Origin of the sequence: Citrobacter sp. CK188, from assembly GCF_030333525.1 — a bacterium.
GTDB lineage: Bacteria > Pseudomonadota > Gammaproteobacteria > Enterobacterales > Enterobacteriaceae > Citrobacter_B > Citrobacter_B koseri.
The window spans coordinates 385,749-408,646 of record NZ_JAOWFU010000036.1 but is presented as its reverse complement, the minus strand read 5'-3'; the positions used below and the strand labels follow the sequence as shown (position 1 = coordinate 408,646).

23 protein-coding genes are annotated in these 22,898 nt (G+C 53.9%); 12 read left to right on the top strand and 11 right to left on the bottom strand.

The genetic code is table 11. The features are described from left to right. Positions 1 to 346: 346 nt before the first annotated feature. Positions 347 to 892, bottom strand: a complete 546-nt coding sequence (gene orn / locus OGV67_RS19430) for an oligoribonuclease (protein ID WP_049011514.1) — start codon at positions 890 to 892, stop codon at positions 347 to 349. A 106-nt stretch (positions 893 to 998) separates the two neighbouring features. On the opposite strand from orn, the gene rsgA reads away from it, so the two are divergent. The 3 genes from rsgA to mscM all read left to right on the top strand — a co-directional run bounded on the left by rsgA (position 999) and on the right by mscM (position 6,454). Then, entirely contained in the window at positions 999 to 2,051 is a 1,053-nt protein-coding gene (rsgA, locus tag OGV67_RS19425; RefSeq protein WP_104867864.1) for a small ribosomal subunit biogenesis GTPase RsgA, read from the top strand. Between the two features lie 91 nt (positions 2,052 to 2,142). Continuing rightward, complete coding sequence (gene asd / locus OGV67_RS19420; RefSeq protein WP_012134448.1) at positions 2,143 to 3,111, top strand: archaetidylserine decarboxylase; 969 nt, start codon at positions 2,143 to 2,145, stop codon at positions 3,109 to 3,111. Positions 3,112 to 3,127: 16 nt separating this feature from the next. After that, positions 3,128 to 6,454: a miniconductance mechanosensitive channel MscM gene (mscM, locus tag OGV67_RS19415; RefSeq protein ID WP_115615218.1), complete on the top strand. Its 3,327-nt coding sequence runs from the start codon at positions 3,128 to 3,130 to the stop codon at positions 6,452 to 6,454. 84 nt (positions 6,455 to 6,538) lie between these two features. Here the strand turns inward: mscM and yjeM are convergent, their stop codons facing one another. Both yjeM and epmA read right to left on the bottom strand, forming a co-directional pair. After that, positions 6,539 to 8,041 carry a glutamate/gamma-aminobutyrate family transporter YjeM gene (yjeM, locus tag OGV67_RS19410; protein WP_115615219.1) on the bottom strand — a complete coding sequence of 501 codons (1,503 nt, stop codon included), beginning with the start codon at positions 8,039 to 8,041 and terminating at the stop codon, positions 6,539 to 6,541. Positions 8,042 to 8,259: 218 nt separating this feature from the next. Further along, the gene (gene epmA / locus OGV67_RS19405) at positions 8,260 to 9,237 is read right to left on the bottom strand and encodes an elongation factor P--(R)-beta-lysine ligase (RefSeq protein WP_012134451.1); all 978 of its coding nucleotides are present in this window, start codon (positions 9,235 to 9,237) and stop codon (positions 8,260 to 8,262) included. Positions 9,238 to 9,561: 324 nt separating this feature from the next. On the opposite strand from epmA, the gene frdA reads away from it, so the two are divergent. From frdA to OGV67_RS19380, 5 genes are all read left to right on the top strand, one after another. After that, positions 9,562 to 11,346, top strand: coding sequence for a fumarate reductase (quinol) flavoprotein subunit (frdA, locus tag OGV67_RS19400; protein WP_047459485.1), 1,785 nt, complete (start codon positions 9,562 to 9,564; stop codon positions 11,344 to 11,346). Then, positions 11,346 to 12,080 (top strand): fumarate reductase iron-sulfur protein, encoded by a 735-nt coding sequence (gene frdB, locus OGV67_RS19395; protein WP_012134453.1) that lies wholly within the window; start codon positions 11,346 to 11,348, stop codon positions 12,078 to 12,080. Before frdA ends, frdB begins: the two co-directional genes overlap by 1 nt. A 10-nt stretch (positions 12,081 to 12,090) precedes the next feature. After that, on the top strand, positions 12,091 to 12,486 hold the full coding sequence (gene frdC, locus OGV67_RS19390; protein ID WP_012134454.1) for a fumarate reductase subunit FrdC: 396 nt from the start codon (positions 12,091 to 12,093) through the stop codon (positions 12,484 to 12,486). Positions 12,487 to 12,496: 10 nt separating this feature from the next. Further along, positions 12,497 to 12,856 carry a fumarate reductase subunit FrdD gene (gene frdD / locus OGV67_RS19385; protein ID WP_012134455.1) on the top strand — a complete coding sequence of 120 codons (360 nt, stop codon included), beginning with the start codon at positions 12,497 to 12,499 and terminating at the stop codon, positions 12,854 to 12,856. A 109-nt stretch (positions 12,857 to 12,965) separates the two neighbouring features. Next, positions 12,966 to 13,499: a lipocalin family protein gene (locus tag OGV67_RS19380; RefSeq protein ID WP_115615220.1), complete on the top strand. Its 534-nt coding sequence runs from the start codon at positions 12,966 to 12,968 to the stop codon at positions 13,497 to 13,499. Positions 13,500 to 13,515: 16 nt separating this feature from the next. Here the strand turns inward: OGV67_RS19380 and sugE are convergent, their stop codons facing one another. After that, entirely contained in the window at positions 13,516 to 13,833 is a 318-nt protein-coding gene (gene sugE / locus OGV67_RS19375; RefSeq protein WP_012134457.1) for a quaternary ammonium compound efflux SMR transporter SugE, read from the bottom strand. A gap of 255 nt (positions 13,834 to 14,088) precedes the next feature. Between sugE and OGV67_RS19370 the strand changes: the two genes are divergently transcribed. Next, the gene (locus OGV67_RS19370) at positions 14,089 to 14,688 is read left to right on the top strand and encodes a LuxR C-terminal-related transcriptional regulator (protein WP_024130800.1); all 600 of its coding nucleotides are present in this window, start codon (positions 14,089 to 14,091) and stop codon (positions 14,686 to 14,688) included. Positions 14,689 to 14,718: 30 nt separating this feature from the next. Here the strand turns inward: OGV67_RS19370 and ecnB are convergent, their stop codons facing one another. The 3 genes from ecnB to efp all read right to left on the bottom strand — a co-directional run bounded on the left by ecnB (position 14,719) and on the right by efp (position 15,864). Next, positions 14,719 to 14,865, bottom strand: coding sequence for a lipoprotein toxin entericidin B (gene ecnB / locus OGV67_RS19365; protein ID WP_024130801.1), 147 nt, complete (start codon positions 14,863 to 14,865; stop codon positions 14,719 to 14,721). Positions 14,866 to 14,973: 108 nt separating this feature from the next. Next, positions 14,974 to 15,108 (bottom strand): lipoprotein antitoxin entericidin A, encoded by a 135-nt coding sequence (gene ecnA / locus OGV67_RS19360; RefSeq protein ID WP_024130802.1) that lies wholly within the window; start codon positions 15,106 to 15,108, stop codon positions 14,974 to 14,976. Between the two features lie 189 nt (positions 15,109 to 15,297). Further along, on the bottom strand, positions 15,298 to 15,864 hold the full coding sequence (gene efp / locus OGV67_RS19355) for an elongation factor P (RefSeq protein ID WP_012134461.1): 567 nt from the start codon (positions 15,862 to 15,864) through the stop codon (positions 15,298 to 15,300). 41 nt (positions 15,865 to 15,905) lie between these two features. Here efp and epmB point away from each other — a divergent pair, with 41 nt between their 5' ends. Together epmB and OGV67_RS19345 are read left to right on the top strand one after the other, a co-directional pair. Next, the gene (gene epmB, locus OGV67_RS19350) at positions 15,906 to 16,934 is read left to right on the top strand and encodes an EF-P beta-lysylation protein EpmB (protein WP_012134462.1); all 1,029 of its coding nucleotides are present in this window, start codon (positions 15,906 to 15,908) and stop codon (positions 16,932 to 16,934) included. A gap of 183 nt (positions 16,935 to 17,117) precedes the next feature. Next, on the top strand, positions 17,118 to 17,981 hold the full coding sequence (locus OGV67_RS19345) for a YjeJ family protein (RefSeq protein WP_071257322.1): 864 nt from the start codon (positions 17,118 to 17,120) through the stop codon (positions 17,979 to 17,981). Positions 17,982 to 18,159: 178 nt separating this feature from the next. Here the strand turns inward: OGV67_RS19345 and OGV67_RS19340 are convergent, their stop codons facing one another. The 3 genes from OGV67_RS19340 to OGV67_RS19330 all read right to left on the bottom strand — a co-directional run bounded on the left by OGV67_RS19340 (position 18,160) and on the right by OGV67_RS19330 (position 20,756). Beyond that, positions 18,160 to 18,513: a DUF4156 domain-containing protein gene (locus OGV67_RS19340; protein ID WP_024130803.1), complete on the bottom strand. Its 354-nt coding sequence runs from the start codon at positions 18,511 to 18,513 to the stop codon at positions 18,160 to 18,162. 259 nt (positions 18,514 to 18,772) lie between these two features. Next, positions 18,773 to 20,419: a chaperonin GroEL gene (gene groL / locus OGV67_RS19335; protein ID WP_012134466.1), complete on the bottom strand. Its 1,647-nt coding sequence runs from the start codon at positions 20,417 to 20,419 to the stop codon at positions 18,773 to 18,775. A 43-nt stretch (positions 20,420 to 20,462) separates the two neighbouring features. Then, complete coding sequence (locus tag OGV67_RS19330; RefSeq protein WP_000027827.1) at positions 20,463 to 20,756, bottom strand: co-chaperone GroES; 294 nt, start codon at positions 20,754 to 20,756, stop codon at positions 20,463 to 20,465. 275 nt (positions 20,757 to 21,031) lie between these two features. Between OGV67_RS19330 and yjeH the strand changes: the two genes are divergently transcribed. Then, positions 21,032 to 22,282, top strand: coding sequence for an L-methionine/branched-chain amino acid transporter (gene yjeH / locus OGV67_RS19325; protein WP_071257317.1), 1,251 nt, complete (start codon positions 21,032 to 21,034; stop codon positions 22,280 to 22,282). Between the two features lie 84 nt (positions 22,283 to 22,366). On the opposite strand, the gene OGV67_RS19320 is transcribed toward yjeH, so the two are convergent. Then, positions 22,367 to 22,843, bottom strand: coding sequence for an FxsA family protein (locus OGV67_RS19320; RefSeq protein WP_200003654.1), 477 nt, complete (start codon positions 22,841 to 22,843; stop codon positions 22,367 to 22,369). Positions 22,844 to 22,898 lie beyond the last annotated feature (55 nt).

The window sequence follows — 22,898 nt, the reverse complement described above, 5'->3', positions numbered from 1 at the left end:
GGAAACGAGACTCGAACTCGCGACCCCGACCTTGGCAAGGTCGTGCTCTACCAACTGAGCTATTCCCGCTTAATCTTCGTTTTTCAGACTGTTATCTGAAATTCTGTGATTAAATTTGTTGCTGTCGTAATTCGCATTTCTGCGTCGTTACGGGAGGCGCATTATACGAGAAATCCTTTCTGCTGCAACCCCCTAAAACGCAATTTTTTCCGTTTTCGTTCTGAGTGTTGAATTTATCAGCAAAGCGTACAATTTAGCGCCAAATTCACCCCGCCGCAAGCACACCCGGCAGGCAAAGCGTAAGCCGGATAAGACGCTTCGCTTCGCCATCCGGCAAATACGCCGTTTACAGCTTAATAAAATTCTCGCGGTAATAAGCCAGCTCCGCCACCGACTCGCGAATATCATCCATCGCCTGGTGCGTCCCCTGCTTGGTAAAACCAGCAAGGATTTCCGGCTTCCAGCGACGCGCCAGCTCTTTCAGCGTACTCACATCCAGATAGCGATAGTGGAAATAGGCTTCCAGTTCAGGCATGTACTTAAACAGAAAACGGCGATCCTGGCCGATGCTGTTGCCACAAATCGGTGATTTACCTGCCGGAACCCACTCTTTTAAAAATTCAATGGTCGCCAGTTCTGCGGCGCGATCGTCAAACGTGCTGGCTTTTACCCGATCCACCAGACCACTTCCGGTATGGGTACGCACGTTCCAGTCATCCATTAACGCCAGTTGTTCAGCAGACTGATGCACCGCAATCGTCGGCCCTTCCGCCAGGATATTCAGGTTGGCATCGGTCACCAGCGTCGCGATCTCAATAATGCGATCGCGCTCGGGATCCAGGCCGGTCATCTCAAGATCTATCCAAATGAGGTTGTTTTCATTGGCACTCATGCTATTTTCCACCCTTCAGAGGTCACAGTCAGTGTGACTATATTCATCTAAAATAGCGTGTATCATAGATGTTTTGCCCATTGCGGGCGACCAGGAGCCAGTACGATTGAGTAAAAATAAACTCTCCAAAGGCCAACAGCGCCGCGTGAAAGCCAATCATCAGCGTCGTCTAAAAACGTCCACGGAGAAGGCAGACTTCGATGACAACCTGTTCGGCGAGACCGCTGAAGGTATCGTCATCAGCCGCTTTGGCATGCATGCCGACGTAGAATCCGCCGATGGCGAGATTCACCGCTGCAACATCCGTCGCACGATCCGTTCGCTGGTCACCGGCGATCGCGTCGTCTGGCGTCCGGGTAAAGCGGCGGCTGAAGGCGTTAACGTCAAAGGGATCGTCGAAGCCGTACACGAACGCACCTCCGTGCTAACGCGCCCGGATTTCTACGACGGCGTGAAGCCTATTGCCGCCAATATCAACCAAATCGTCATTGTCTCCGCCATTTTGCCGGAGCTGTCACTCAATATTATCGACCGCTACCTGGTGGCCTGCGAAACGTTGCAGGTTGAACCGATCATCGTGCTCAATAAAATCGATCTGCTGGATGACGAAGGGATGGACTTCGTTAATGAGCAGATGGATATCTATCGCGACATCGGCTATCGCGTGTTGATGGTATCCAGCCATACGCAAGATGGCCTCAAACCATTAGAAGAGGCGCTAACCGGCCGTATCAGCATCTTTGCCGGGCAGTCTGGCGTTGGAAAATCGAGCCTGTTGAACGCCCTTCTGGGCCTGCAAGAAGCGATCCTCACCAATGATGTGTCGGATAACTCCGGTCTGGGGCAGCACACCACGACCGCCGCGCGCCTGTATCACTTCCCGCACGGCGGCGATGTGATTGACTCCCCCGGGGTACGCGAATTTGGCCTCTGGCATCTCGAACCGGAACAAATCACCCACGGATTTGTCGAATTTCATGACTACCTGGGCCATTGCAAATATCGCGACTGCAAGCATGATACCGACCCAGGTTGCGCCATCCGTGAAGCGGTAGAAGACGGTAAAATTGCAGAAACCCGTTTCGAAAATTATCACCGCATTCTGGAAAGCATGGCACAGGTAAAAACACGTAAAAACTTTTCTGATATGGACGACTGACAACTACGCTAAGCATCGCTAGAATCGTCCCCTTTTTTCAGGATGCCGGCGTCAATGCCGGTTCAGGAACAACAATGGCCTGGAGGCTACCTTGTTAAACTCATTTAAACTTTCGCTACAATACATTCTGCCGAAACTATGGCTCACTCGCCTGGCGGGCTGGGGCGCGAGAAAACGAGCGGGCTGGCTGACCAAACTGGTTATCGATCTGTTCGTGAAATACTACAAGGTCGATATGAAAGAGGCGCAGAAGCCGGATACCGCCAGCTATCGCACCTTTAACGATTTCTTTGTTCGTCCGCTGCGTGACGACGTCCGTCCGGTGAATACCGATCCAAACGTACTGGTAATGCCGGCTGACGGCGTGATCAGCCAGTCAGGTAAAATCGAAGAAGATAAAATCCTGCAAGCGAAAGGTCACAACTACAGCCTGGAAGCGCTGCTGGCAGGTAACTACCTGATGGCGGACCTGTTCCGCAACGGTTCGTTTGTCACCACCTACCTCTCTCCGCGCGACTACCACCGCGTACACATGCCGTGCAACGGTATCCTGCGCGAGATGATCTACGTACCGGGCGATCTGTTCTCGGTGAATCACCTGACCGCGCAGAACGTACCAAACCTGTTTGCCCGTAACGAACGCGTGATCTGCCTGTTTGACACGGAGTTTGGCCCAATGGCGCAAATTCTGGTCGGGGCGACCATTGTCGGCAGCATCGAAACCGTCTGGGCGGGAACCATTACGCCGCCGCGTGAAGGCGTGATCAAACGCTGGACCTGGCCGGAAGGGGAAAGCGAAGGGTCTGTGGCGCTGTTGAAAGGTCAGGAGATGGGCCGTTTCAAACTGGGTTCAACCGTGATCAACCTGTTTGCGCCGGGTAAAGTCACGCTGGCTGAACAGCTGCAAAGCCTGTCAGTGACCAAAATCGGTCAGCCGCTGGCCGTTTCTACCGAACTCTTCGTGACCCCTGAAGCGGAACCCGCGCCGCTGCCGGAAGAAGAGATCAACGCCGAACACGACGCCAGCCCGCTGGTTGACGACAAGAAAGACGAAAGTTAAATAAAGGATCGCTGCTGTGCGCCTGATTATCACTTTTCTGATGGCCTGGTGCCTCAGCCTGGGGGCGTACGCTGCGACGGCCCCCGACGCCAAACTGATTGCCCAGGAACTGGAGCAGGCTAAAGCAGCAAAACCCGCTCAGCCAGAGGCCGTAGAGGCCCTCCAGTCCGCGCTGAACGCGCTTGAGGAACGAAAAGGTTCTCTTGAGCGCGCCGAACAATATCAGCAAGTTATCGACAATTTCCCTAAGCTGTCCGCGACGCTACGCGCACAGCTCAATAACTTGCGCGATGAACCGCGCAGCGTGCCGCCAGGCATGTCCACCGATGCGCTAAGCCAGGAGATCCTCCAGGTCAGCAGCCAGTTGCTGGATAAAAGCCGTCAGGCCCAGCAGGAGCGAGAGCGCGCTCGTGAAATCGCCGATTCGTTAAGCCAGCTTCCACAACAGCAAACGGATGCCCGTCGCCAGTTAAATGAGATTGAGCGGCGCATCGGCACCGCCAGCGGCAACTCCCCGCTCAACCAGGCGCAAAATCTGAGTATGCAGGCCGAATCCGCCAGACTCAAAGCGCAGGTTGATGAGCTGGAACTGGCGCAGCTTTCGGCGAATAACCGTCAGGAACTGGCGCGAATGCGCTCCGAACTGGCGGAAAAACAGAGCCAACAGCTGGATGCCTGGTTGCAGGCATTACGCAATCAATTAAACAGCCAGCGCCAACGAGAAGCAGAGCGAGCGCTGGAAAGCACCGAACTGCTGGCGGAAAACAGCGCTGACCTGCCGCCGGGCATTATCGAACAGTTCAAGGTGAACCGCGAGCTGTCACAGGCGCTTAACCAGCAGGCGCAACGCATGGATCTGGTGGCCTCACAGCAACGCCAGGCCACCAGCCAGACGCTACAGGTTCGTCAGGCCCTGAACACCCTGCGGGAACAGTCGCAGTGGTTAGGCGTATCGAATATGCTGGGGGAAGCCCTGCGCGCGCAGGTATCGCGTCTCCCGGAAATGCCCAAGCCACAGCAGTTAGACACCGAAATGGCGCAGCTGCGCGTACACCGTATGCGCTACGAAGACCTGCTCAACAAACAACCGCAACTACGTCAGATTCGCCAGGACGACGGTCAAACGCTGACCTCTGAGCAGAGCCGCATTCTTGACGCCCAACTGCGTACCCAACGCGAGCTGCTGAATTCACTGTTGCAGGGCGGTGATACGTTGATCCTTGAGCTCACCAAGCTGAAAGTGTCCAATAGTCAACTGGAAGACGCGCTGAAAGAGGTCAACGAAGCCACTCACCGTTACCTGTTCTGGACGTCTGACGTGAGTCCGATGTCGCTCTCGTGGCCTATCAGCCTCGTTCAGGATCTGCGTCGACTGATCTCACTGGATACGTTCAATCAGCTCGGCAAAGCCAGCATCATGATGCTTACCAGCAAGGAGACGCTGCTGCCGCTGTTTGGCGCGCTGGTGCTGGTTGGTTTTAGTCTCTATTCGCGCAAACATTTCACCCGTTTTCTGGAGCGTTCATCCTCCCGCGTCGGGAAAGTCACGCAGGATCACTTCTGGCTGACGCTGCGCACCGTGTTCTGGTCGATTCTGGTCGCCTCCCCGCTGCCCGTACTGTGGGCCACGCTGGGCTATGGGTTGCAGGAGGCATGGCCTTATCCTCTGGCCGTCGCCATCGGCGACGGGGTGACAGCAACGGTTCCGCTGCTGTGGGTCGTCATGATTTGCGCCACCTTTGCCCGCCCTAACGGTCTGTTCGTGGCGCATTTTGGCTGGCCCCGAAACCGTGTCGCGCGCGCCATGCGCTATTACCTGATGAGCATCGGGCTGATTGTCCCGCTCATTATGGCGCTGATTATGTTTGATAATCTTAACGATCGGGAGTTCTCCGCGTCGCTGGGGCGTCTCTGCTTCATCCTGATTTGCGGCGCGCTCGCGATTGTCACGCTGAGTCTGAAGCGCGCCGGTATCCCGCTGTACCTCGATAAAGAGGGCAGCGGTGACAATATGGTTAACAGTATGCTCTGGAATCTGCTGATGGGCGCGCCGCTCATTGCGATCCTTGCGGCCGCTGTCGGCTATCTGGCTACCGCACAGGCGCTGCTGGCGCGACTGGAGACCTCCGTTGCTATCTGGTTCCTGCTGCTGGTTATCTATCACGTCATTCGCCGCTGGATGCTGATTCAGCGTCGCCGTCTGGCGTTCGATCGCGCTAAGCATCGCCGGGCCGAAATGCTGGCGCAACGTGCGCGCGGTGAAGAAGAACCCGCCCACTCCACCAGCCTCGAAGGGGCCGTCGAAGTGGATGAAAGCGAAGTGGATCTCGACGCCATCAGCGCCCAGTCGCTGCGCCTGGTACGTTCTATCCTGATGCTTATCGCCCTGCTGTCGGTCATTGTGCTGTGGTCGGAAATCCATTCCGCCTTTGGCTTCCTGGAGAATATCTCGCTGTGGGATGTCACCTCCACGGTGCAAGGGGTTGAAAGTCTGGAGCCGATTACGCTGGGCGCGGTGTTGATTGCGATCCTGGTGTTTATCATCACCACGCAACTGGTGCGTAACCTGCCCGCACTGCTGGAGCTGGCGCTCTTGCAGCATCTGGATCTGACGCCCGGCACCGGCTACGCCATCACCACCATCACCAAGTATCTGTTGATGCTGATTGGCGGGCTGGTCGGTTTCTCGATGATTGGCATTGAATGGTCGAAGTTACAATGGCTGGTCGCCGCGCTCGGTGTCGGTCTGGGCTTTGGTTTACAGGAGATCTTCGCCAACTTTATTTCCGGCTTAATCATCCTGTTCGAAAAGCCGATTCGTATTGGCGATACGGTGACCATTCGCGACCTTACCGGCAGCGTGACCAAAATCAACACCCGCGCCACCACCATCAGCGACTGGGACCGTAAAGAGATTATCGTGCCGAACAAAGCGTTCATCACCGAGCAGTTTATCAACTGGTCGCTGTCTGATTCGGTAACGCGTGTGGTGCTGACCATCCCGGCGCCGTCAGACGCTAACAGCGAAGAGGTGACGCAAATTCTGCTGACTGCGGCGCACCGCTGTTCACTGGTGATTGACAACCCGGCGCCGGAAGTATTCCTGGTTGACCTGCAACAGGGGATTCAGATCTTCGAACTGCGTATCTATGCCGCAGAGATGGGGCACCGTATGCCGTTGCGCCATGAAATTCACCAGTTGATTCTGGCGGGCTTCCATGAGCACGGTATCGATATGCCATTCCCGCCGTTCCAGATGCGCCTGGAAAGCCTGAATGGCAGGCAGACTGGAAGAACGCTGACATCCGCCGCCAGGAAAAGTCGCCCGGCGGGAAGTTTGTAAGCCGTAATAATGCCGGATGGCGGCTTCGCCTTATCCGGCCTACAGAACAGCAATGAACGCGTAGGCCGGGTAACGGCAAAAAGATTACTCCACCGCCCACCGGGGCTGGTTTGCCATCCGGCGGCTGTAGTTCTGATAAATCGCCATCGCTAACAGCGAGAAGAATATCGGGCCGCCGGTCATCCACAGCGCGCTATTCCAGTCCCCGGCTTCAATCACCGGCTGAATGATGGTAAACACATTCGCAAACGTCACCACCAGCACGACCACGCCCGTTGCCAGCATCGTAGAAACATGGGTTTTGAAGATCACAAATGGCCGTTCCAGGCCTTCGCGAGACTTAAAGAACGGGAAGGCCAGCGCGAGGAACAGGTACGGCAACGTCATCGACACGTTCGCCATCAGCGTCAGTTTGTTGTAGAACGCCGACGCGGTATCACCGCCAAAAGAGACCAGCAGAATAAACAGACTCACCAGCAGACACTGCATCCACATTGCGGTAGCTGGCATACCTGCCGCGTTCAGCGTCGTCATCGGCGCAGGCCACAGCGCTTTTGGCGTCCCCTGGATAATGGCCTTCAATGGCGAGTAGCTCAGCGTAAAGAACGCGCCGGTATAGGCAAGGAACATGGAGAGGCCAGTGATACGCGCAAACCAGACGCCGGTCGCCATTGCCGCTTCCGGCGACAGATGCAGCGCGTTACCCAACGTCATCCCCAGGCTTTTCATCAGAATATAGGTGATATTTCCGAGGTTAACGGAGCCATTACTTAATACCTGTTGCCAGTTGGTGCTAACACCCCATAAAAATATCGCCAGCGAATAACCAACGGAAATAACAATTGCCGCAAAAACAATTCCTTTCGCAAAATTCTTTTCCGGCTTTTCTGTTTTATCCACCAGGCCGCCTACCGCTTCAATTCCGCCGTAGGCAAAAATAGCGAAAACAACAAATGAGAGCATGGCCAGGCCGGATTGATATCCGGGATTGGGTGAGGAGACAAAATTAATATTTTCCGCAAAATGCCCACCATTTAATAACAAAATAGCGACACTCACTAACAACAAAACTAAATTAAGACACATCACGGCAATCCCCCCTACTGCCGTAATACGCGCAATTTTATTAATTCCCTTTGATGCGATACAGGTCACCAGAATCATCCAGCCGACGGCGAGCAGACCAACAACCTGCGTCGGTTCAAGCCCGGCGATCCGCCAGTGCTGCGTCATATCTGCACCAAACAAGAACGTAGAGAAAGGCACCCAGACTTTCGCCGCAGTGCTCACCATCCAGATAACATAGGAGGAGAACCACATAAAAGTGCCGATAAACGCATAACGCGGGCCAACGCTATTATTCATCCACGAATAGATTCCGCCTTCTTCTTTTCGATAAGCAGAACCCATTTCAGCCATCATTAAGGCAAATGGAATAAAGAATAATAATGCAGAAAAGATATACCACGGGATCGCGCTATACCCCATTAAATAAAACGCCGACGGGCTATTGGCAAAACCAAAAACGGACGTAAATATCATCAGGATGAGGCCAGCCAGGCTCATCTTCTTTATTGTCTGGTTCATGAAACCATCCCTTACTCTGGGCACGTTGGCTAAACGGCGCTCACCGGTTTGCACTGCCCCTTTGCAGAGGTCAGCAATAAAAATCAACACAGAATTGATACCTGAATGGTATCAAACATCCAGACTTATATTGTGGCTATAAGAGGGGAATTGAAAAAATGTGCTACAAAATGGCGCTCATTGCGCCATTTTGTTTCGCAAAAGAGGGGTTTTCGGATTTATGCCCGATCAACGGTAAAAGCGATAACCTCAGCGAGGCTTTCCGCCCCCAGCGCCAGCATCACCAGACGATCCACGCCCAGCGCCACGCCGGAACAGTCAGGCATCCCCACCTTCAGCGCCTCCAGCAGGTTGTTATCGATAGGCTGCTGCGGTAAGCCTCGCGCGGCGCGCTTACGGTTATCCTGCTCGAAGCGTTGTTGCTGCTCGCGCGCATCCGTCAGTTCGTGGAAACCATTCGCCAGCTCAATACCTTTGAAGTAAACCTCGAAGCGTTCAGCCACCCGATGGTCTTCAGTGCTGATTTGCGCCAGCGATGCCTGGCTTGCCGGAAAATGGTACACAAACGTCGGCTTCTCTTTGCCAATGTGCGGTTCCACGCCCATAGTAAACAGCAGTTGCAGCAGCGTATCGCGATCTTCTTCGGTATCCGCGATATTGCTTAAATCCAGCTTCGCCGCCGCTTCACGCAGTTGAGTTTTATCCGCAGACAGCGGATCAATCTCCAGATGGCGCTGAAACACCTGCTGGTAAGAAAGACTCTCCGCAGGTTGACATTCCAGCACCTGTTGCAGCAGGTCGTCCACTTCGTTCATCAAACGGTACATGTCGTAGTGGGGACGATACCACTCCAGCATGGTGAATTCCGGGTTGTGATGACGCCCCATCTCTTCGTTGCGAAAGCTACGGCACAGCTGGAAAACCGGGCCGCATCCCGCCACCAGCAGGCGTTTCATGTGGTATTCCGGGCTGGTCATCAGATAAAGGTTCATGCCCTGAGAGTGGCCAGGGCCGACGAAACGCGTTTCGAACGGGAACAGATGAATGTCCGTTACCGTCGCCTGGCTCATGCAGGGCGTCTCAACCTCCAGCACTCCACGATCGGCAAAGAAACGACGGATCTCCGTCATAATTGCTGCACGTTTTAACAGGTTAGGAATGGACGCGCTCGGCTGCCAGGTTGCCGTTTCGCTCATGGTACTTTCTCCGATTTAAGACAAGGGCACGAAGTCTACTCGTAACACGCCAGTGAAACAAATTTTGTGCGGGAATAATGCGCTCCGCCGGAAAAGTAAAAAAAGTGAAGCCAGGTGGTTTAGTAATTAAATTAATCAGAATCAATGATAAATCGACCCGTTGATGCGCTAAAAAAATCGAACACGTCAAATTTCCCTCACATCCGTAAGACTATACTGTTGTACCTATAAAGGAGCAGTGGAAACGCGTTCGCAACCCGCATCAATCAGGAGTTCAATCTGATGGTGTACGGGGACGAAATAACAACAATCTGGAGGAATGTCGTGCAAACCTTTCAAGCCGATCTTGCCATTATAGGCGCCGGTGGCGCGGGATTACGTGCTGCAATAGCTGCCGCGCAGGCGAATCCTAACGCTAAAATCGCACTGATCTCAAAAGTGTACCCAATGCGCAGCCACACCGTTGCTGCCGAAGGGGGTTCAGCCGCTGTCGCCCAGGATCATGACAGCTTTGACTACCATTTTCACGATACGGTAGCGGGCGGAGACTGGCTGTGTGAACAGGATGTCGTGGATTACTTTGTCCACCATTGTCCAACTGAAATGACGCAACTTGAGCAATGGGGTTGCCCGTGGAGCCGTCGCCCGGACGGCAGCGTCAACGTACGTCGTTTCGGCGGTATGAAAATTGAGCGTACCTGGTTTGCCGCGGATAAAACCGGCTTCCATATGCTGCATACCCTGTTCCAGACCTCTTTGCAGTTCCCACAAATCCAACGTTTTGATGAACACTTCGTCCTGGATATCCTGGTCGATGACGGTCATGCCCGTGGCCTCGTGGCCATGAACATGATGGAAGGCACGCTTGTGCAGATCCGCGCCAACGCGGTGGTGATGGCTACCGGCGGCGCAGGCCGCGTGTATCGCTACAACACCAACGGCGGCATCGTGACCGGCGACGGTATGGGCATGGCGCTGGGCCACGGCGTACCGCTGCGTGATATGGAATTCGTTCAGTATCACCCGACCGGTCTGCCGGGTTCCGGTATCCTGATGACCGAAGGCTGCCGTGGTGAAGGCGGTATTCTGGTCAACAAAAACGGCTACCGCTATTTGCAGGATTACGGCATGGGCCCGGAAACGCCGCTTGGCGAGCCGAAAAACAAATACATGGAACTGGGGCCGCGCGACAAAGTGTCTCAGGCGTTCTGGCACGAATGGCGCAAAGGCAACACCATTTCCACGCCGCGTGGCGATGTGGTTTACCTCGACCTGCGCCATCTGGGCGAGAAAAAACTGCTCGAACGTTTACCGTTCATCTGCGAACTGGCGAAAGCCTACGTGGGTGTCGATCCGGTTAAAGAGCCGATTCCGGTTCGTCCAACCGCGCACTACACCATGGGCGGCATCGAAACCGATCAGAATTGCGAAACCCGCATTAAAGGTCTGTTTGCCGTTGGCGAGTGCTCCTCTGTGGGTCTGCACGGCGCTAACCGTCTGGGTTCTAACTCTCTGGCGGAACTGGTGGTCTTTGGCCGTCTGGCGGGCGAACAAGCAATGGAACGCGCCTCAACCGCAGGTACGGCTAACGACGCCGCGCTTGATGCGCAGGTTGCGGGCGTTGAACAACGTCTGAAAGACCTCGTTAACCAGGAAGGCAACGAGAACTGGGCGAAAATCCGCGATGAAATGGGCCTATCGATGGAAGAAGGTTGCGGTATCTACCGTACGCCGGAACTCATGCAGAAAACCGTGGATAAGCTGGCGGAGTTGCAGGAACGCTTCAAGCGTGTTCGTATCACCGATACCTCCAGCGTATTCAACACCGACCTGCTGTACACCATCGAGCTGGGTCATGGTCTGAACGTAGCGGAATGTATGGCGCACTCCGCGCTGGCACGTAAAGAATCACGCGGCGCTCACCAGCGTCTGGACGAAGGCTGCACCGAGCGTGACGACGTCAACTTCCTCAAACATACCCTCGCCTTCCGCGATGCTGATGGCACAACTCGCCTGGAATACAGCGACGTGAAAATCACCACTCTGCCACCGGCAAAACGTGTGTATGGCGCTGAAGCGGAAGCCGCCGATAAGAAGGAGAAGGCGTAATGTCTGAGATGAAAAACCTGAAAATTGAGGTGGTGCGCTATAACCCGGAAACCGACACCGCGCCGCACAGTGCTTTCTACGAAGTGCCTTACGATGAAGCGACGTCGCTGCTGGATGCGTTAGGCTACATCAAAGATAACCTGGCGCCAGACCTGAGCTACCGTTGGTCCTGCCGTATGGCAATCTGCGGTTCTTGCGGCATGATGGTCAACAACGTGCCAAAACTGGCGTGCAAAACCTTCCTGCGTGATTACACCAAGGGTATGAAGGTTGAAGCCCTGGGGAACTTCCCGATCGAACGCGATCTGGTCGTCGATATGACGCACTTTATCGAGAGCCTGGAAGCGATCAAACCGTACATCATCGGCAACCCGCGTACGCCGGATCAGGGGCCAAATACCCAGACCCCGGCGCAGATGGCGAAGTATCACCAGTTCTCCGGTTGCATCAACTGTGGTCTGTGCTACGCCGCGTGCCCGCAATTCGGCCTGAACCCTGAGTTCATCGGCCCGGCTGCGATCACGCTGGCGCATCGTTATAACGAAGACAGCCGCGACCACGGTAAGAAGGAGCGTATGGCGCAGTTAAACGGTCAGAACGGCGTATGGACCTGTACCTTCGTGGGCTACTGCTCCGAAGTCTGTCCGAAACACGTCGATCCGGCTGCGGCCATTCAGCAGGGTAAAGTGGAAAGTTCGAAAGACTTTCTTATCGCCACCCTGAAACCACGCTAAGGAGTGCAACATGACGACTAAACGCAAAGCCTATGTGCGGCCAATGACGTCCACCTGGTGGAAAAAACTGCCGTTTTATCGCTTTTACATGCTGCGCGAAGGCACGGCGGTTCCGGCAGTCTGGTTCAGCATTGAACTGATTTTCGGCCTGTTTGCCCTCAAACATGGCGCGGAATCCTGGATGGGCTTCGTTGGCTTCCTGCAAAACCCGGTAGTGGTGATCTTAAACCTGATCGCCCTGGCGGCAGCCTTGCTGCACACCAAAACCTGGTTCGAGCTGGCGCCAAAAGCCGCCAACATCATTGTTAAAGACGAAAAAATGGGGCCAGAGCCGATCATTAAAGGTCTCTGGGTTGTTACTGCGGTTGTCACCGTAGTCATACTGTATGTTGCCCTGTACTGGTAAGGAGTCCGGGATGATTAATCCAAATCCAAAACGCTCTGACGAACCCGTATTCTGGGGCCTGTTCGGTGCAGGTGGTATGTGGGGCGCGATTATTGCGCCGGTAATGGTTCTGTTGGTGGGTATTCTGCTGCCGCTGGGACTTTTCCCGGGCGATGCGCTGAGCTATGAACGCGTACTGGCGTTCGCCCAGAGCTTCATTGGCCGCGCGTTCCTGTTCCTGATGATCGTCCTGCCGCTGTGGTGCGGTTTACACCGTATGCACCATGCGATGCATGACCTGAAAATCCATGTGCCAAGCGGCAAATGGGTATTCTACGGTCTGGCGGCGATTCTGACCGTTGTTACGGCAATCGGTATCCTCACAATCTAAGCCATACGCCCTCTTATCTGCGCGATAAGAGGGCGCTTTTTTATTTCCCCTTCTCCCTTATTTTTCCCGCCAGGTTCTACACTTAGAAAAAATCGCTAAGGAAAATCCCATGCGCCTGCTGCCTGTCGTTGCCGCCGTTACCGCTGCGTTTCTGGTCGTCGCGTGTAGCACGCCTGTCCCGCCCAAGGGCGTTACCGTTGTCACTGACTTTGATGCCAGACGCTACATGGGCACCTGGTATGAAATCGCGCGTTTCGATCACCGCTTTGAAAGCGGTCTTGAAAAAGTGACGACAACCTACAGTCTGCGGGATGACGGTGGCCTGAACGTCCTCAACAAAGGCTACAACCCGGACAGGGGCATGTGGCAGAAAGCAGAAGGGAAAGCCTGGTTTACGGGCGACCCCAGCCGCGCCGCGCTGAAGGTATCGTTCTTCGGCCCCTTCTACGGCGGGTATAACGTCATTGCGATCGACAGAGAGTACCGCCATGCGCTGGTGTGCGGCCCGGATCGCGACTACCTGTGGATACTCTCACGCACGCCGACGCTCTCCGAAGAGATGAAGCAGCAGATGCTGGCCGTCGCGACCCGGGAAGGGTTTGATGTCAGTAAATTAATCTGGGTAAAACAACCCGGCGCTTAACGCTTTTCCCGGAGGATTAGTGAGCGCTGAGCTTCAGCCCAATAATCCCCGCTACGATCAGCGCAAGGCTCGCCAGACGCGCAGGACTGGCGGATTCGCCAAGCAGCAAAATGCCGGTGATGGCAGCCCCTACCGCGCCAATACCCGTCCAGACCGCATAGGCAGTACCGACAGGCAGGGTTTTCATCGCCCATGACAACAGCGCCATACTGACAATCATCGCTGCAATGGTAATGACGCTGGGCGTCAGGCGACTGAATCCGTGGGTATATTTCAGGCCAACCGCCCAAACGACTTCAAGCAGACCCGCAATGAACAAAATTATCCAGGACATATCTGGCTCCAGAAAAATGGGGCCGTCCCCGGTGAAAGATACATTTGCAGGTCGTCCTGCAAAGCAGAGGTGTGAGAAAGCATTTTTGCCTGCGAAAAAATCAAATTCAACCCTTTTATTTTCCGCCGTTGCAAAAGCATGAATTGGGCGCAATTCGCAGCGCAGTTCACGCATTCGACGCTCATCGGACTTCTCTATGATGAGACGCTTTCTGAGGTCAGGAAGCCATCGCCTACTTCTGGATGCGGAAAGTTTATGTTAAAAATTTTAGTGATTGACCGCTGCCATTTCACCCGCACGGGGATAGAGGCCTGGCTTAATCATTCTGGCTTATTTGATTCTTCGTTCCTGGTATCAGGGTTGAATAACCTGCTACTGGCAAAAGAGCATATTTCCCAGTGGAAACCTCATCTGGTTATCGCTGACTTATATAGTTTTTTCAACTACAGCCACTCTTTTAAGCCAGCAGCGCCGCTCCTGATGGCCTGCGGAGCTACGCCTTTAATTTTGCTGCAATCAGGCGGCGTACAGTACCAGGCCGATAGCGACCCGCTGTATCAGGTCCATGCTGTAGTGTCGAAACAGGCCACGCTGCATGAGCTATCGCGGAATATTCAGGACGTGCTGCTTGCCCAGTCCGTTACTGACACGCCAAAAACCGCCACGCCGCTGCTTACGCCGCAGGAGGAAAAGGTGCTGACAATGTGGATGGAAGGTGCGGGAAACAACGCAATCGCGGCTGCGCTCGGTATTCACGGCAAAACGGTCTACACCTACAAACGCAATATCCGCATGAAATTGCATATGGATAATCGCTACTCACCGTTTTTATCCTTACCGGAGCAAATCAATTAACGGTACGACGCCACGCCGTACCGTTCACATTTATTGCTGGGCTCTGGTCGCGGCGCCTGAAATGGCGCTGCCGCCTTCAGAGATATCCTGCCCAACGCCGCGTGTTGTATTACACGCAGTTAGCACGGAAGAAAGCACCAAAACAGAAAAGATCGCTGCAATTGTTTTCTTAACCATAACGTCTTCCTTTTCTAGCCAATGTTGTTTGTGTATAGCCACTTAAGCATAGACAAGATCCCGCAATGTGACGGGCGTTCGACGATTTTTTAAGACACCTGGAAATAATTAGCTGGCAGCGTGAGAGATAGAATTGCCGAGATGTTTGATGTCTTCACCAAAGCCACGCGCGGTATTACAACCCGTCAGCAACGCGCCGGTGAAAAGGATGAGTGCTACAAGACTGATAAGACGTTTCATCATTCCTGCCCTGGAAAAGGTATGGCGCAGCTCAATGCCGCACCATAAATTCAACTTAGCAAATTGCTGACAAACTCCACGTCTGTTTTACCGGATGGCGTTAATACCCATGCGTCACGCAGTCGCCGTAGGCCCGATAAACTTGCGCCATCGGGCATTTCAGACGTTGTCATCAATCTTAATATCAGCGTCTTATTTAACGCGGGATACGTATTCGCCAGAGCGCGTATCCACTTTGATCACTTCGCCAATCTGGACGAACAGCGGAACTTTAACCACTGCGCCAGTAGACAGCGTAGCCGGTTTGCCGCCAGTACCTGCGGTATCGCCTTTCAGGCCGGGATCGGTATCTACGATTTCCAGTTCAACAAAGTTCGGCGGGGTCACGGTGATCGGCTGGCCGTTCCACAGGGTCACGATGCACTCAGCCTGATCCAGCAGCCATTTCGCGCTGTCGCCGATCGCTTTGGCGTCAGCAGACAGTTGTTCGAACGTTTCGTTGTTCATGAAGTGCCAGAACTCACCGTCGTTGTACAGGTAAGTCAGGTTCATATCGACAACATCAGCACCTTCAGCAGAGTCGGTGGATTTGAAGGTTTTCTCTACACGAGTGCCGGTCAGCAGGCGGCGCAGTTTAACGCGTGCGAATGCCTGGCCTTTACCCGGTTTAACGAATTCACTGGCTTCAACCGCATAAGGTTCGCCGTCCAACATGATTTTAAGACCAGCACGAAAATCGTTGCTATAGTACGTTGCCATAAGGCCCTCTGAAAATTGTTAACTGGTAGCTAAGCCACAAAATGGCGCATATTGTAACCCTAAATACCCCATCCAGAGAAGATTGGTTAGCGCAACTTGCCGATGTTGTGACCAATCCCGATGAACTACTGCATCTTTTGAATATAGACGCAGATGAAAAACTGTTGGCCGGACGCGACGCCAAACGCCTGTTCGCCCTGCGCGTACCGCGATCTTTCATCGCGCGTATGGAGAAAGGCAATCCCAACGATCCGCTTCTGCGTCAGGTACTTACCTCGCAGGACGAATTCGTAACCGCCCCCGGTTTTTCCACCGACCCGCTGGAAGAGCAGCACAGCGTCGTGCCCGGATTACTGCACAAATACCGCAACCGTGCGTTGCTGCTGGTAAAAGGCGGATGCGCGGTAAATTGCCGCTACTGCTTCCGTCGCCACTTCCCGTATGCGGATAATCAGGGCAACAAACGCAACTGGCAGGTCGCGCTGGACTACATCGCCGCACACCCTGAACTGGATGAGATCATCTTCTCCGGCGGCGATCCTTTGATGGCGAAAGATCACGAACTGGACTGGTTGCTTACGCAACTGGAAGCGATCCCGCACATCAAACGGCTGCGTATCCACAGTCGTTTGCCGATCGTGATCCCCGCGCGCATTACGGATGGGCTGGCAGCCCGCTTTGCGCGCTCTTCTCTGCAAATTCTGCTGGTGAATCACATCAACCACGCCAACGAAATTGACGACACGTTCCGTCAGGCCATGACGACGCTACGCAACGCGGGTGTTACCCTGCTCAACCAGAGCGTACTGCTACGCGGGGTGAACGATAACGCGCAAACGCTGGCAAACCTCAGCAATGCGCTGTTTGACGCCGGCGTCATGCCCTACTACCTGCATGTGCTGGATAAAGTTCAGGGCGCGGCGCATTTCATGGTGAGCGACGATGAAGCGCGGCGAATTATGCGTGAACTGCTGACGCGGGTATCCGGTTATATGGTGCCCAGACTGGCGCGTGAAATTGGCGGGGAGCCGAGCAAAACACCATTAGATTTGCAGTTACGCCAGCAATAATTGTTCAAACGAGTGTCCGGTTTCGGACACTCGCCCTTAAAATCGCTTATTTGAATCCGTTCATATAGCGCGACGCTTTCCATATTATGTTATTTTAATAACATAACACACCGAATATATTTCAAAATTATACATTGATTCAAATTAAGTTACCTGATTAATAATTGGTTAGGGAGAACCTTTATGGCGATGAGTATCAAAGGCGTTAATACAGGCGTTATTCGAAAAGCGAATGAGTTTATTGCGCTGGCATTAAAAATAAAAGAACCGAGGAATAAAGAGTCGTTGTTTTTTCTGACGGCGCTGGAATTAAGAGATCTGCTGATCGCTCTGGAAAGCCGGCTGCACCAGAAGCATCACCTGTCCCCCAACGCTCGCCAACAATATGAAAAAGCACGGGATAGAGTCAGTAAAAAAATGCTTGAGAGTATTCCGGCCATTCAGGAAGAGGAACTCAAAAACGCAGATATTAATCGCCGGGTGAATACATTAACGCTGGTAGACGACCAGAGCGAAAACGTCATGCTTTCTTTTACGCTGCATGACGGTAAAACATGCGAGCTGATGATTAATGAATTACAGATTGACGTTCTGGTGCGCGCAATTATTCGTGCTATAGATAATGCCGGTATGCGTGAGCTGGTGCTGCGTATTACATCACTACTGGATTTTCTGCCATTATATGATGCTGACTGTCTGGATAACGGTAATCTGGAATATGACGCCTACGCGCAACCTGAATGGAAGCACAATCTCTTCAGCCATTATCTGGCGGTGCTCTATCGTTATACCGATGAGACAGGTAAAACACATTTTAGCGGCGCCGTAGTGAAAAACCGCACCCCTTCTGGCAGCAAAGAGGCAGAGGCCATTTCACGCCGACTGCTTGATTTCAGCCCACGGCTGAAGAAGCTGGCCGGGAAACCGTGCCAGGTGTTTGTCAGAACGCTAACCGCTGATAAGACGCACAAACTCACTCAGGAGCAGTGCCTGCGCGCGTTGCATCATTTACGCGTGCAGTCGGTCGAGAAAGCGAAAAACGCCTGATGGCGCTGCGCTTATCCGGCCTACGATCACATACGCCTGTATAGACCACTGTATTACACAAAATCATTCAACCTGCATCGCAGCGGCAAGCGAAGAAATCCCCAGCAGCACAGATAACTATGTGACTGGGGTTTCACAGCGCAGCCAACAAAGAGGCAGGTTGAAGAATGAAGTGTAATCAGTTAGGGCACTTATAAACCTGACCGTTCATTTCACTGGCGGTCGGGACAAAGCTGGACAACATTCCCTGCGTTGGGCTGCTGACGCCATAAATCACATTTCCGCCCATTGCCGCAGCCTGGTTACGCAGGTCGTTCGCTGCACCACGCATGGAGCCGCCCTCTTCACCGTGCTGACCAGAAAGCCAGTTGCTTTGCTTACCGGTCGCAGTGCCGATCAACTGGCATTCTGCGCCAGGCTTGTCTTCCACAAAACGCACACTTTGCCCGGCAGCGGTCAGTTGGTTGCTGGAGCTACAACCCGCCATCAGCAGCGCAGCACCGACGATCCCTGCTAAATATTTTACGTGCATGTTATTCCCCATAATCAATGAGCTGGACGCCACTCACGTCGTCCATGTCTGAATCTTATACTAAAAAGATGACCAAAAGAAAAACCCCCGAACATTTCTGCCCGGGGGTTTCTAAATTCTGGGAGATGAGCACCCAAATCATTCTGGTTGCAGGGAGGCGGCCAGTTTGTTAATCCCCAGAAGCTTACTCAAGTAAGTGACTGGGGTTAGCAAACGCAACCAACGCACCTGCGGCCTGAAGGATGCAGGGTGTGGGCAATTACATCATGCCGCCCATTCCACCCATACCGCCCATGCCGCCGGCTGCGCCTAAGTCAGGAGCATCGCCTTTCGGCAGGTCAGTTACCATGCACTCGGTAGTGATCATCAGACCAGCCACGGATGCCGCGTACTGCAAAGCAGAACGGGTTACTTTGGTCGGGTCCAGGATACCCATATCGATCATGTTGCCGTATTCTTCGGTTGCTGCGTTGTAACCGTAGTTGCCGTCGCCGCTTTTAACGGTGTTAGCCACAACAGACGGTTCTTCGCCGCAGTTCAGCACGATCTGACGCAGCGGGGATTCCATTGCGCGCAGCGCAACTTTGATACCCACGTTCTGGTCTTCGTTCTGGCCTTTGAGCTCCGCAATTTTAGACGCGACGCGAATCAGCGCAACGCCACCACCGGCAACCACGCCTTCTTCAACCGCAGCACGGGTCGCGTGCAGGGCATCTTCAACGCGTGCTTTTTTCTCTTTCATTTCAACTTCGGTCGCAGCGCCAACTTTGATAACCGCAACACCGCCTGCCAGTTTCGCTACGCGCTCTTGCAGTTTTTCACGGTCGTAATCGGAAGTGGCTTCTTCGATCTGCTGACGGATCTGAGTGACACGGCCCTGGATCGCAGACTCTTCACCCACGCCATCAATGATGGTGGTGGTGTCTTTGTTGATCACAACGCGTTTTGCCTGACCCAAGTCTTCCAGGGTAGATTTTTCCAGCTCCATACCGATCTCTTCAGAGATGACGGTACCACCGGTCAGGGTTGCGATATCTTGCAGCATTGCTTTACGACGATCACCGAAGCCCGGCGCTTTAACCGCCGCCACTTTCACGATGCCGCGCATGGTGTTAACCACCAGCGTAGCCAGCGCTTCGCCTTCCACATCTTCAGCGATGATCAGCAGCGGTTTGCCTGCTTTCGCAACGGCTTCCAGAACCGGCAGCATTTCGCGGATGTTAGAGATTTTCTTATCAGCCAGCAGGATGAACGGGCTTTCCAGTTCTACTGCGCCAGTTTCCGGCTTGTTGATGAAGTAAGGAGACAGGTAGCCACGGTCGAACTGCATACCTTCAACCACGTCCAGCTCATCCTGCAAACCAGTACCGTCTTCAACGGTGATCACGCCTTCTTTACCGACTTTGTCCATCGCTTCAGCGATCAGTTTACCTACGGTTTCGTCGGAGTTAGCGGAGATAGTACCAACCTGAGCAATGGCTTTAGAATCAGAGCACGGTACGGACAGGGTTTTCAGTTCTTCAACCGCAGCAGCAACCGCTTTGTCGATACCACGTTTCAGATCCATCGGGTTCATGCCCGCAGCAACGGCTTTCAGACCTTCAGTGATGATGGACTGAGCCAGTACGGTCGCGGTGGTGGTGCCGTCGCCTGCCGCGTCGTTCGCTTTAGAGGCAACTTCTTTCACCATCTGCGCGCCCATGTTTTCGAACTTGTCTTCCAGCTCGATTTCACGCGCTACGGAAACACCATCTTTCGTGATGGTCGGCGCACCGAAAGATTTATCCAGAACCACGTTACGGCCTTTCGGACCGAGGGTCACTTTCACTGCGTCTGCCAGTACGTTTACGCCGCGCAGCATTTTCACACGAGCGTCGTTACCGAATTTTACGTCTTTAGCTGCCATTTTCTCTTTCCCTTAAATTCGTATGTTCAGTGTCGTTCGCGGATTACGCTTCAACAATTGCCAGAATGTCGCTTTCAGACATGATCAACACTTCTTCATTGTCGATCTTCTCAGATTTCACACCATAGCCATCGTTGAAAATAACGATGTCGCCAACCTTAACGTCCAGCGGCTGCACAGTACCGTTATCCAGGATGCGACCCTTACCGACAGCGATGATTTCGCCACGCGTTGATTTACCCGCTGCGGAACCGGTCAGAACAATGCCGCCAGCAGATTTGGATTCAACTTCTTTACGTTTGACGATCACACGATCATGTAACGGACGAATACTCATTGATAGCTCTCCTTTGAGAAAGTCTTTATCAGTTATGGGTGACGCCGGCCCGTGAACGGTTTCCCGGCTAGTGACCAGAGAGATGGGGATGGGTTTTTGCCCCTTCAAGGGGGCAGATGAAAAAAAATTCTTATCAGCAGAAAATCGCGCGAAAACGGTAGGTCACCTCACATTTCATAACGATTTAAGGCGGCCCGTCATAAGTAAATCCGATTGTGTTACCATCGAAAATCTGCGCAGTTGCCCAAAAATTGGGCGTAACCGGATAGTGACTCATGAGTGGACTAAAACAAGAGCTGGGACTGGCTCAGGGCGTGGGCCTGTTGTCGACATCACTGTTAGGAACCGGCGTCTTTGCCGTCCCGGCGCTGGCCGCGCTGGTGGCGGGCAATAACAGCCTGTGGGCCTGGCCTGCGCTCATCGTTTTAGTCTTTCCTGTGGCGATTGTTTTTGCCATCCTGGGGCGTCATTTCCCCAGTGCGGGCGGCGTGGCGCATTTTGTCGGGATGGCGTTTGGTTCGCGAATGGCGCGCGTCACCGGATGGCTGTTCCTGTCGGTCATCCCCGTCGGCCTGCCAGCGGCGCTGCATATCGCCGCCGGATTCGGTCAGGCGATGTTTGGCTGGCACGGCTGGCAGCTTTTACTGGCGGAATTCGGCACGCTGGCGCTGGTGTGGTTCATTGGCTCTCGCGGCGCCAGCTCCAGCGCCAACCTGCAAACGATCATTGCCGGGCTGATTGTGGCGCTGATTGTCGCCATCTGGTGGGCGGGCGATCTCAAGCCGAACAAAATTCCGTTCCCTGCCCCTGCGGATATTGAGCTGCCCGCCTTGTTCGCCGCGCTGTCGGTTATGTTCTGGTGCTTTGTCGGCCTTGAAGCGTTCGCCCATCTGGCATCGGAATTTAAAAACCCTGAACGCGATTTCCCGCGCGCGCTGATGATCGGTCTGCTGCTGGCTGGCTCCGTTTATTGGGCGTGTACGGTGGCGGTTCTGCATTTTGACGCCTACGGCGCGCAAATGGCGGCGGCAGCGTCGCTCCCTGACATCGTCGTGCGATTGTTTGGCGTACAGGCGCTGTGGGTCGCCTGCATTATTGGTTATCTGGCCTGCTTCGCCAGCCTGAATATCTATATCCAGAGTTTCGCCCGCCTTGTCTGGTCACAGGCGCAGGACAGGCCAGACCATTATCTGGCGCGCCTTTCTGCCCGCCGCGTTCCCCGCAATGCGCTGAACGCCGTACTGGGCTGTTGCGTACTCAGCACATTGTGCATTTACATCCTTGAGATCAATCTCGACGCGCTGATCGTCTATGCCAACGGCATTTTCATTATGATCTACTTGCTGTGTATGCTGGCCGGGTGTCGGTTGCTGGCAGGACGCTATCGCGCGCTGGCGGTGACTGGCGCTCTGCTGTGTCTGTTATTGCTGGCAATGGTGGGATGGAAGTGCCTGTACGCGCTGATTATGCTGACGGCGCTGTGGCTGTTTTTACCCCGCAGGTTGGCTAAGCGTCAGCAGTTGTAGACCCGGTAAGCATAGCGCCACCGGGCATTTATGCCGGATGGCGCCGCTGAAGCGGTTTATCCGGCCTACGGTTCAACGTTTGATTTAATCCTTGCGGTCGTCTTTATGATCTAAACGGTCACGCTCGTCCTCTTTACGCTGAAACTCACCGTCAAACGTCTCGCCGCCGCCCGTTCCGGCGCTAAAACCGCCGCCAGGCATACGGGAAAAACGCAAATGCGGCAGCAGCTTCATGGTCAGGTGTTTCTGCACGGGCGGCAATAAAAGAAGCAGCCCCAGGAAGTCGGTGAAGAAGCCGGGCAGCACCAGCAGCAGGCCCGCGATGATCAGCGACACGCTCTTGACCATCTCCGCCGCCGGACTTTCGCCAGCCGCCATTTTCTGCTGCATCAACAAAAAGTTCTTGAAACCCTGGTTTCGCACCAGCGACATACCAATGACCGAGGTGAAAATCACCAGGATCAGCGTCATCAGGACGCCCAGCACATGGGCGACCTGGATAAAAATAGAAATCTCAATGTAAACATAGAGAAAGATGGCAATAAACGGTATCCAGCGCAAAGGACTCTCCTGTAAATGACAGCCGTTTTCATCACGTCTGTCTGATATGGGTGCG

Coding starts and splice junctions, on each gene's coding strand:
- OGV67_RS19380 (WP_115615220.1), top strand. CDS start 12,966: ATGCGCCTGCTGCCTGTCGTTGCCGCCGTTACCGCTGCGTTTCTGGTC.
- sugE (WP_012134457.1), bottom strand. CDS start 13,833: ATGTCCTGGATAATTTTGTTCATTGCGGGTCTGCTTGAAGTCGTTTGG.
- ecnB (WP_024130801.1), bottom strand. CDS start 14,865: ATGGTTAAGAAAACAATTGCAGCGATCTTTTCTGTTTTGGTGCTTTCT.
- yjeH (WP_071257317.1), top strand. CDS start 21,032: ATGAGTGGACTAAAACAAGAGCTGGGACTGGCTCAGGGCGTGGGCCTG.
- frdB (WP_012134453.1), top strand. CDS start 11,346: ATGTCTGAGATGAAAAACCTGAAAATTGAGGTGGTGCGCTATAACCCG.
- OGV67_RS19340 (WP_024130803.1), bottom strand. CDS start 18,513: ATGCACGTAAAATATTTAGCAGGGATCGTCGGTGCTGCGCTGCTGATG.
- ecnA (WP_024130802.1), bottom strand. CDS start 15,108: ATGATGAAACGTCTTATCAGTCTTGTAGCACTCATCCTTTTCACCGGC.
- frdD (WP_012134455.1), top strand. CDS start 12,497: ATGATTAATCCAAATCCAAAACGCTCTGACGAACCCGTATTCTGGGGC.
- efp (WP_012134461.1), bottom strand. CDS start 15,864: ATGGCAACGTACTATAGCAACGATTTTCGTGCTGGTCTTAAAATCATG.
- yjeM (WP_115615219.1), bottom strand. CDS start 8,041: ATGAACCAGACAATAAAGAAGATGAGCCTGGCTGGCCTCATCCTGATG.
- epmA (WP_012134451.1), bottom strand. CDS start 9,237: ATGAGCGAAACGGCAACCTGGCAGCCGAGCGCGTCCATTCCTAACCTG.
- frdC (WP_012134454.1), top strand. CDS start 12,091: ATGACGACTAAACGCAAAGCCTATGTGCGGCCAATGACGTCCACCTGG.
- OGV67_RS19345 (WP_071257322.1), top strand. CDS start 17,118: ATGGCGATGAGTATCAAAGGCGTTAATACAGGCGTTATTCGAAAAGCG.
- OGV67_RS19330 (WP_000027827.1), bottom strand. CDS start 20,756: ATGAGTATTCGTCCGTTACATGATCGTGTGATCGTCAAACGTAAAGAA.
- OGV67_RS19370 (WP_024130800.1), top strand. CDS start 14,089: ATGTTAAAAATTTTAGTGATTGACCGCTGCCATTTCACCCGCACGGGG.
- orn (WP_049011514.1), bottom strand. CDS start 892: ATGAGTGCCAATGAAAACAACCTCATTTGGATAGATCTTGAGATGACC.
- epmB (WP_012134462.1), top strand. CDS start 15,906: ATGGCGCATATTGTAACCCTAAATACCCCATCCAGAGAAGATTGGTTA.
- groL (WP_012134466.1), bottom strand. CDS start 20,419: ATGGCAGCTAAAGACGTAAAATTCGGTAACGACGCTCGTGTGAAAATG.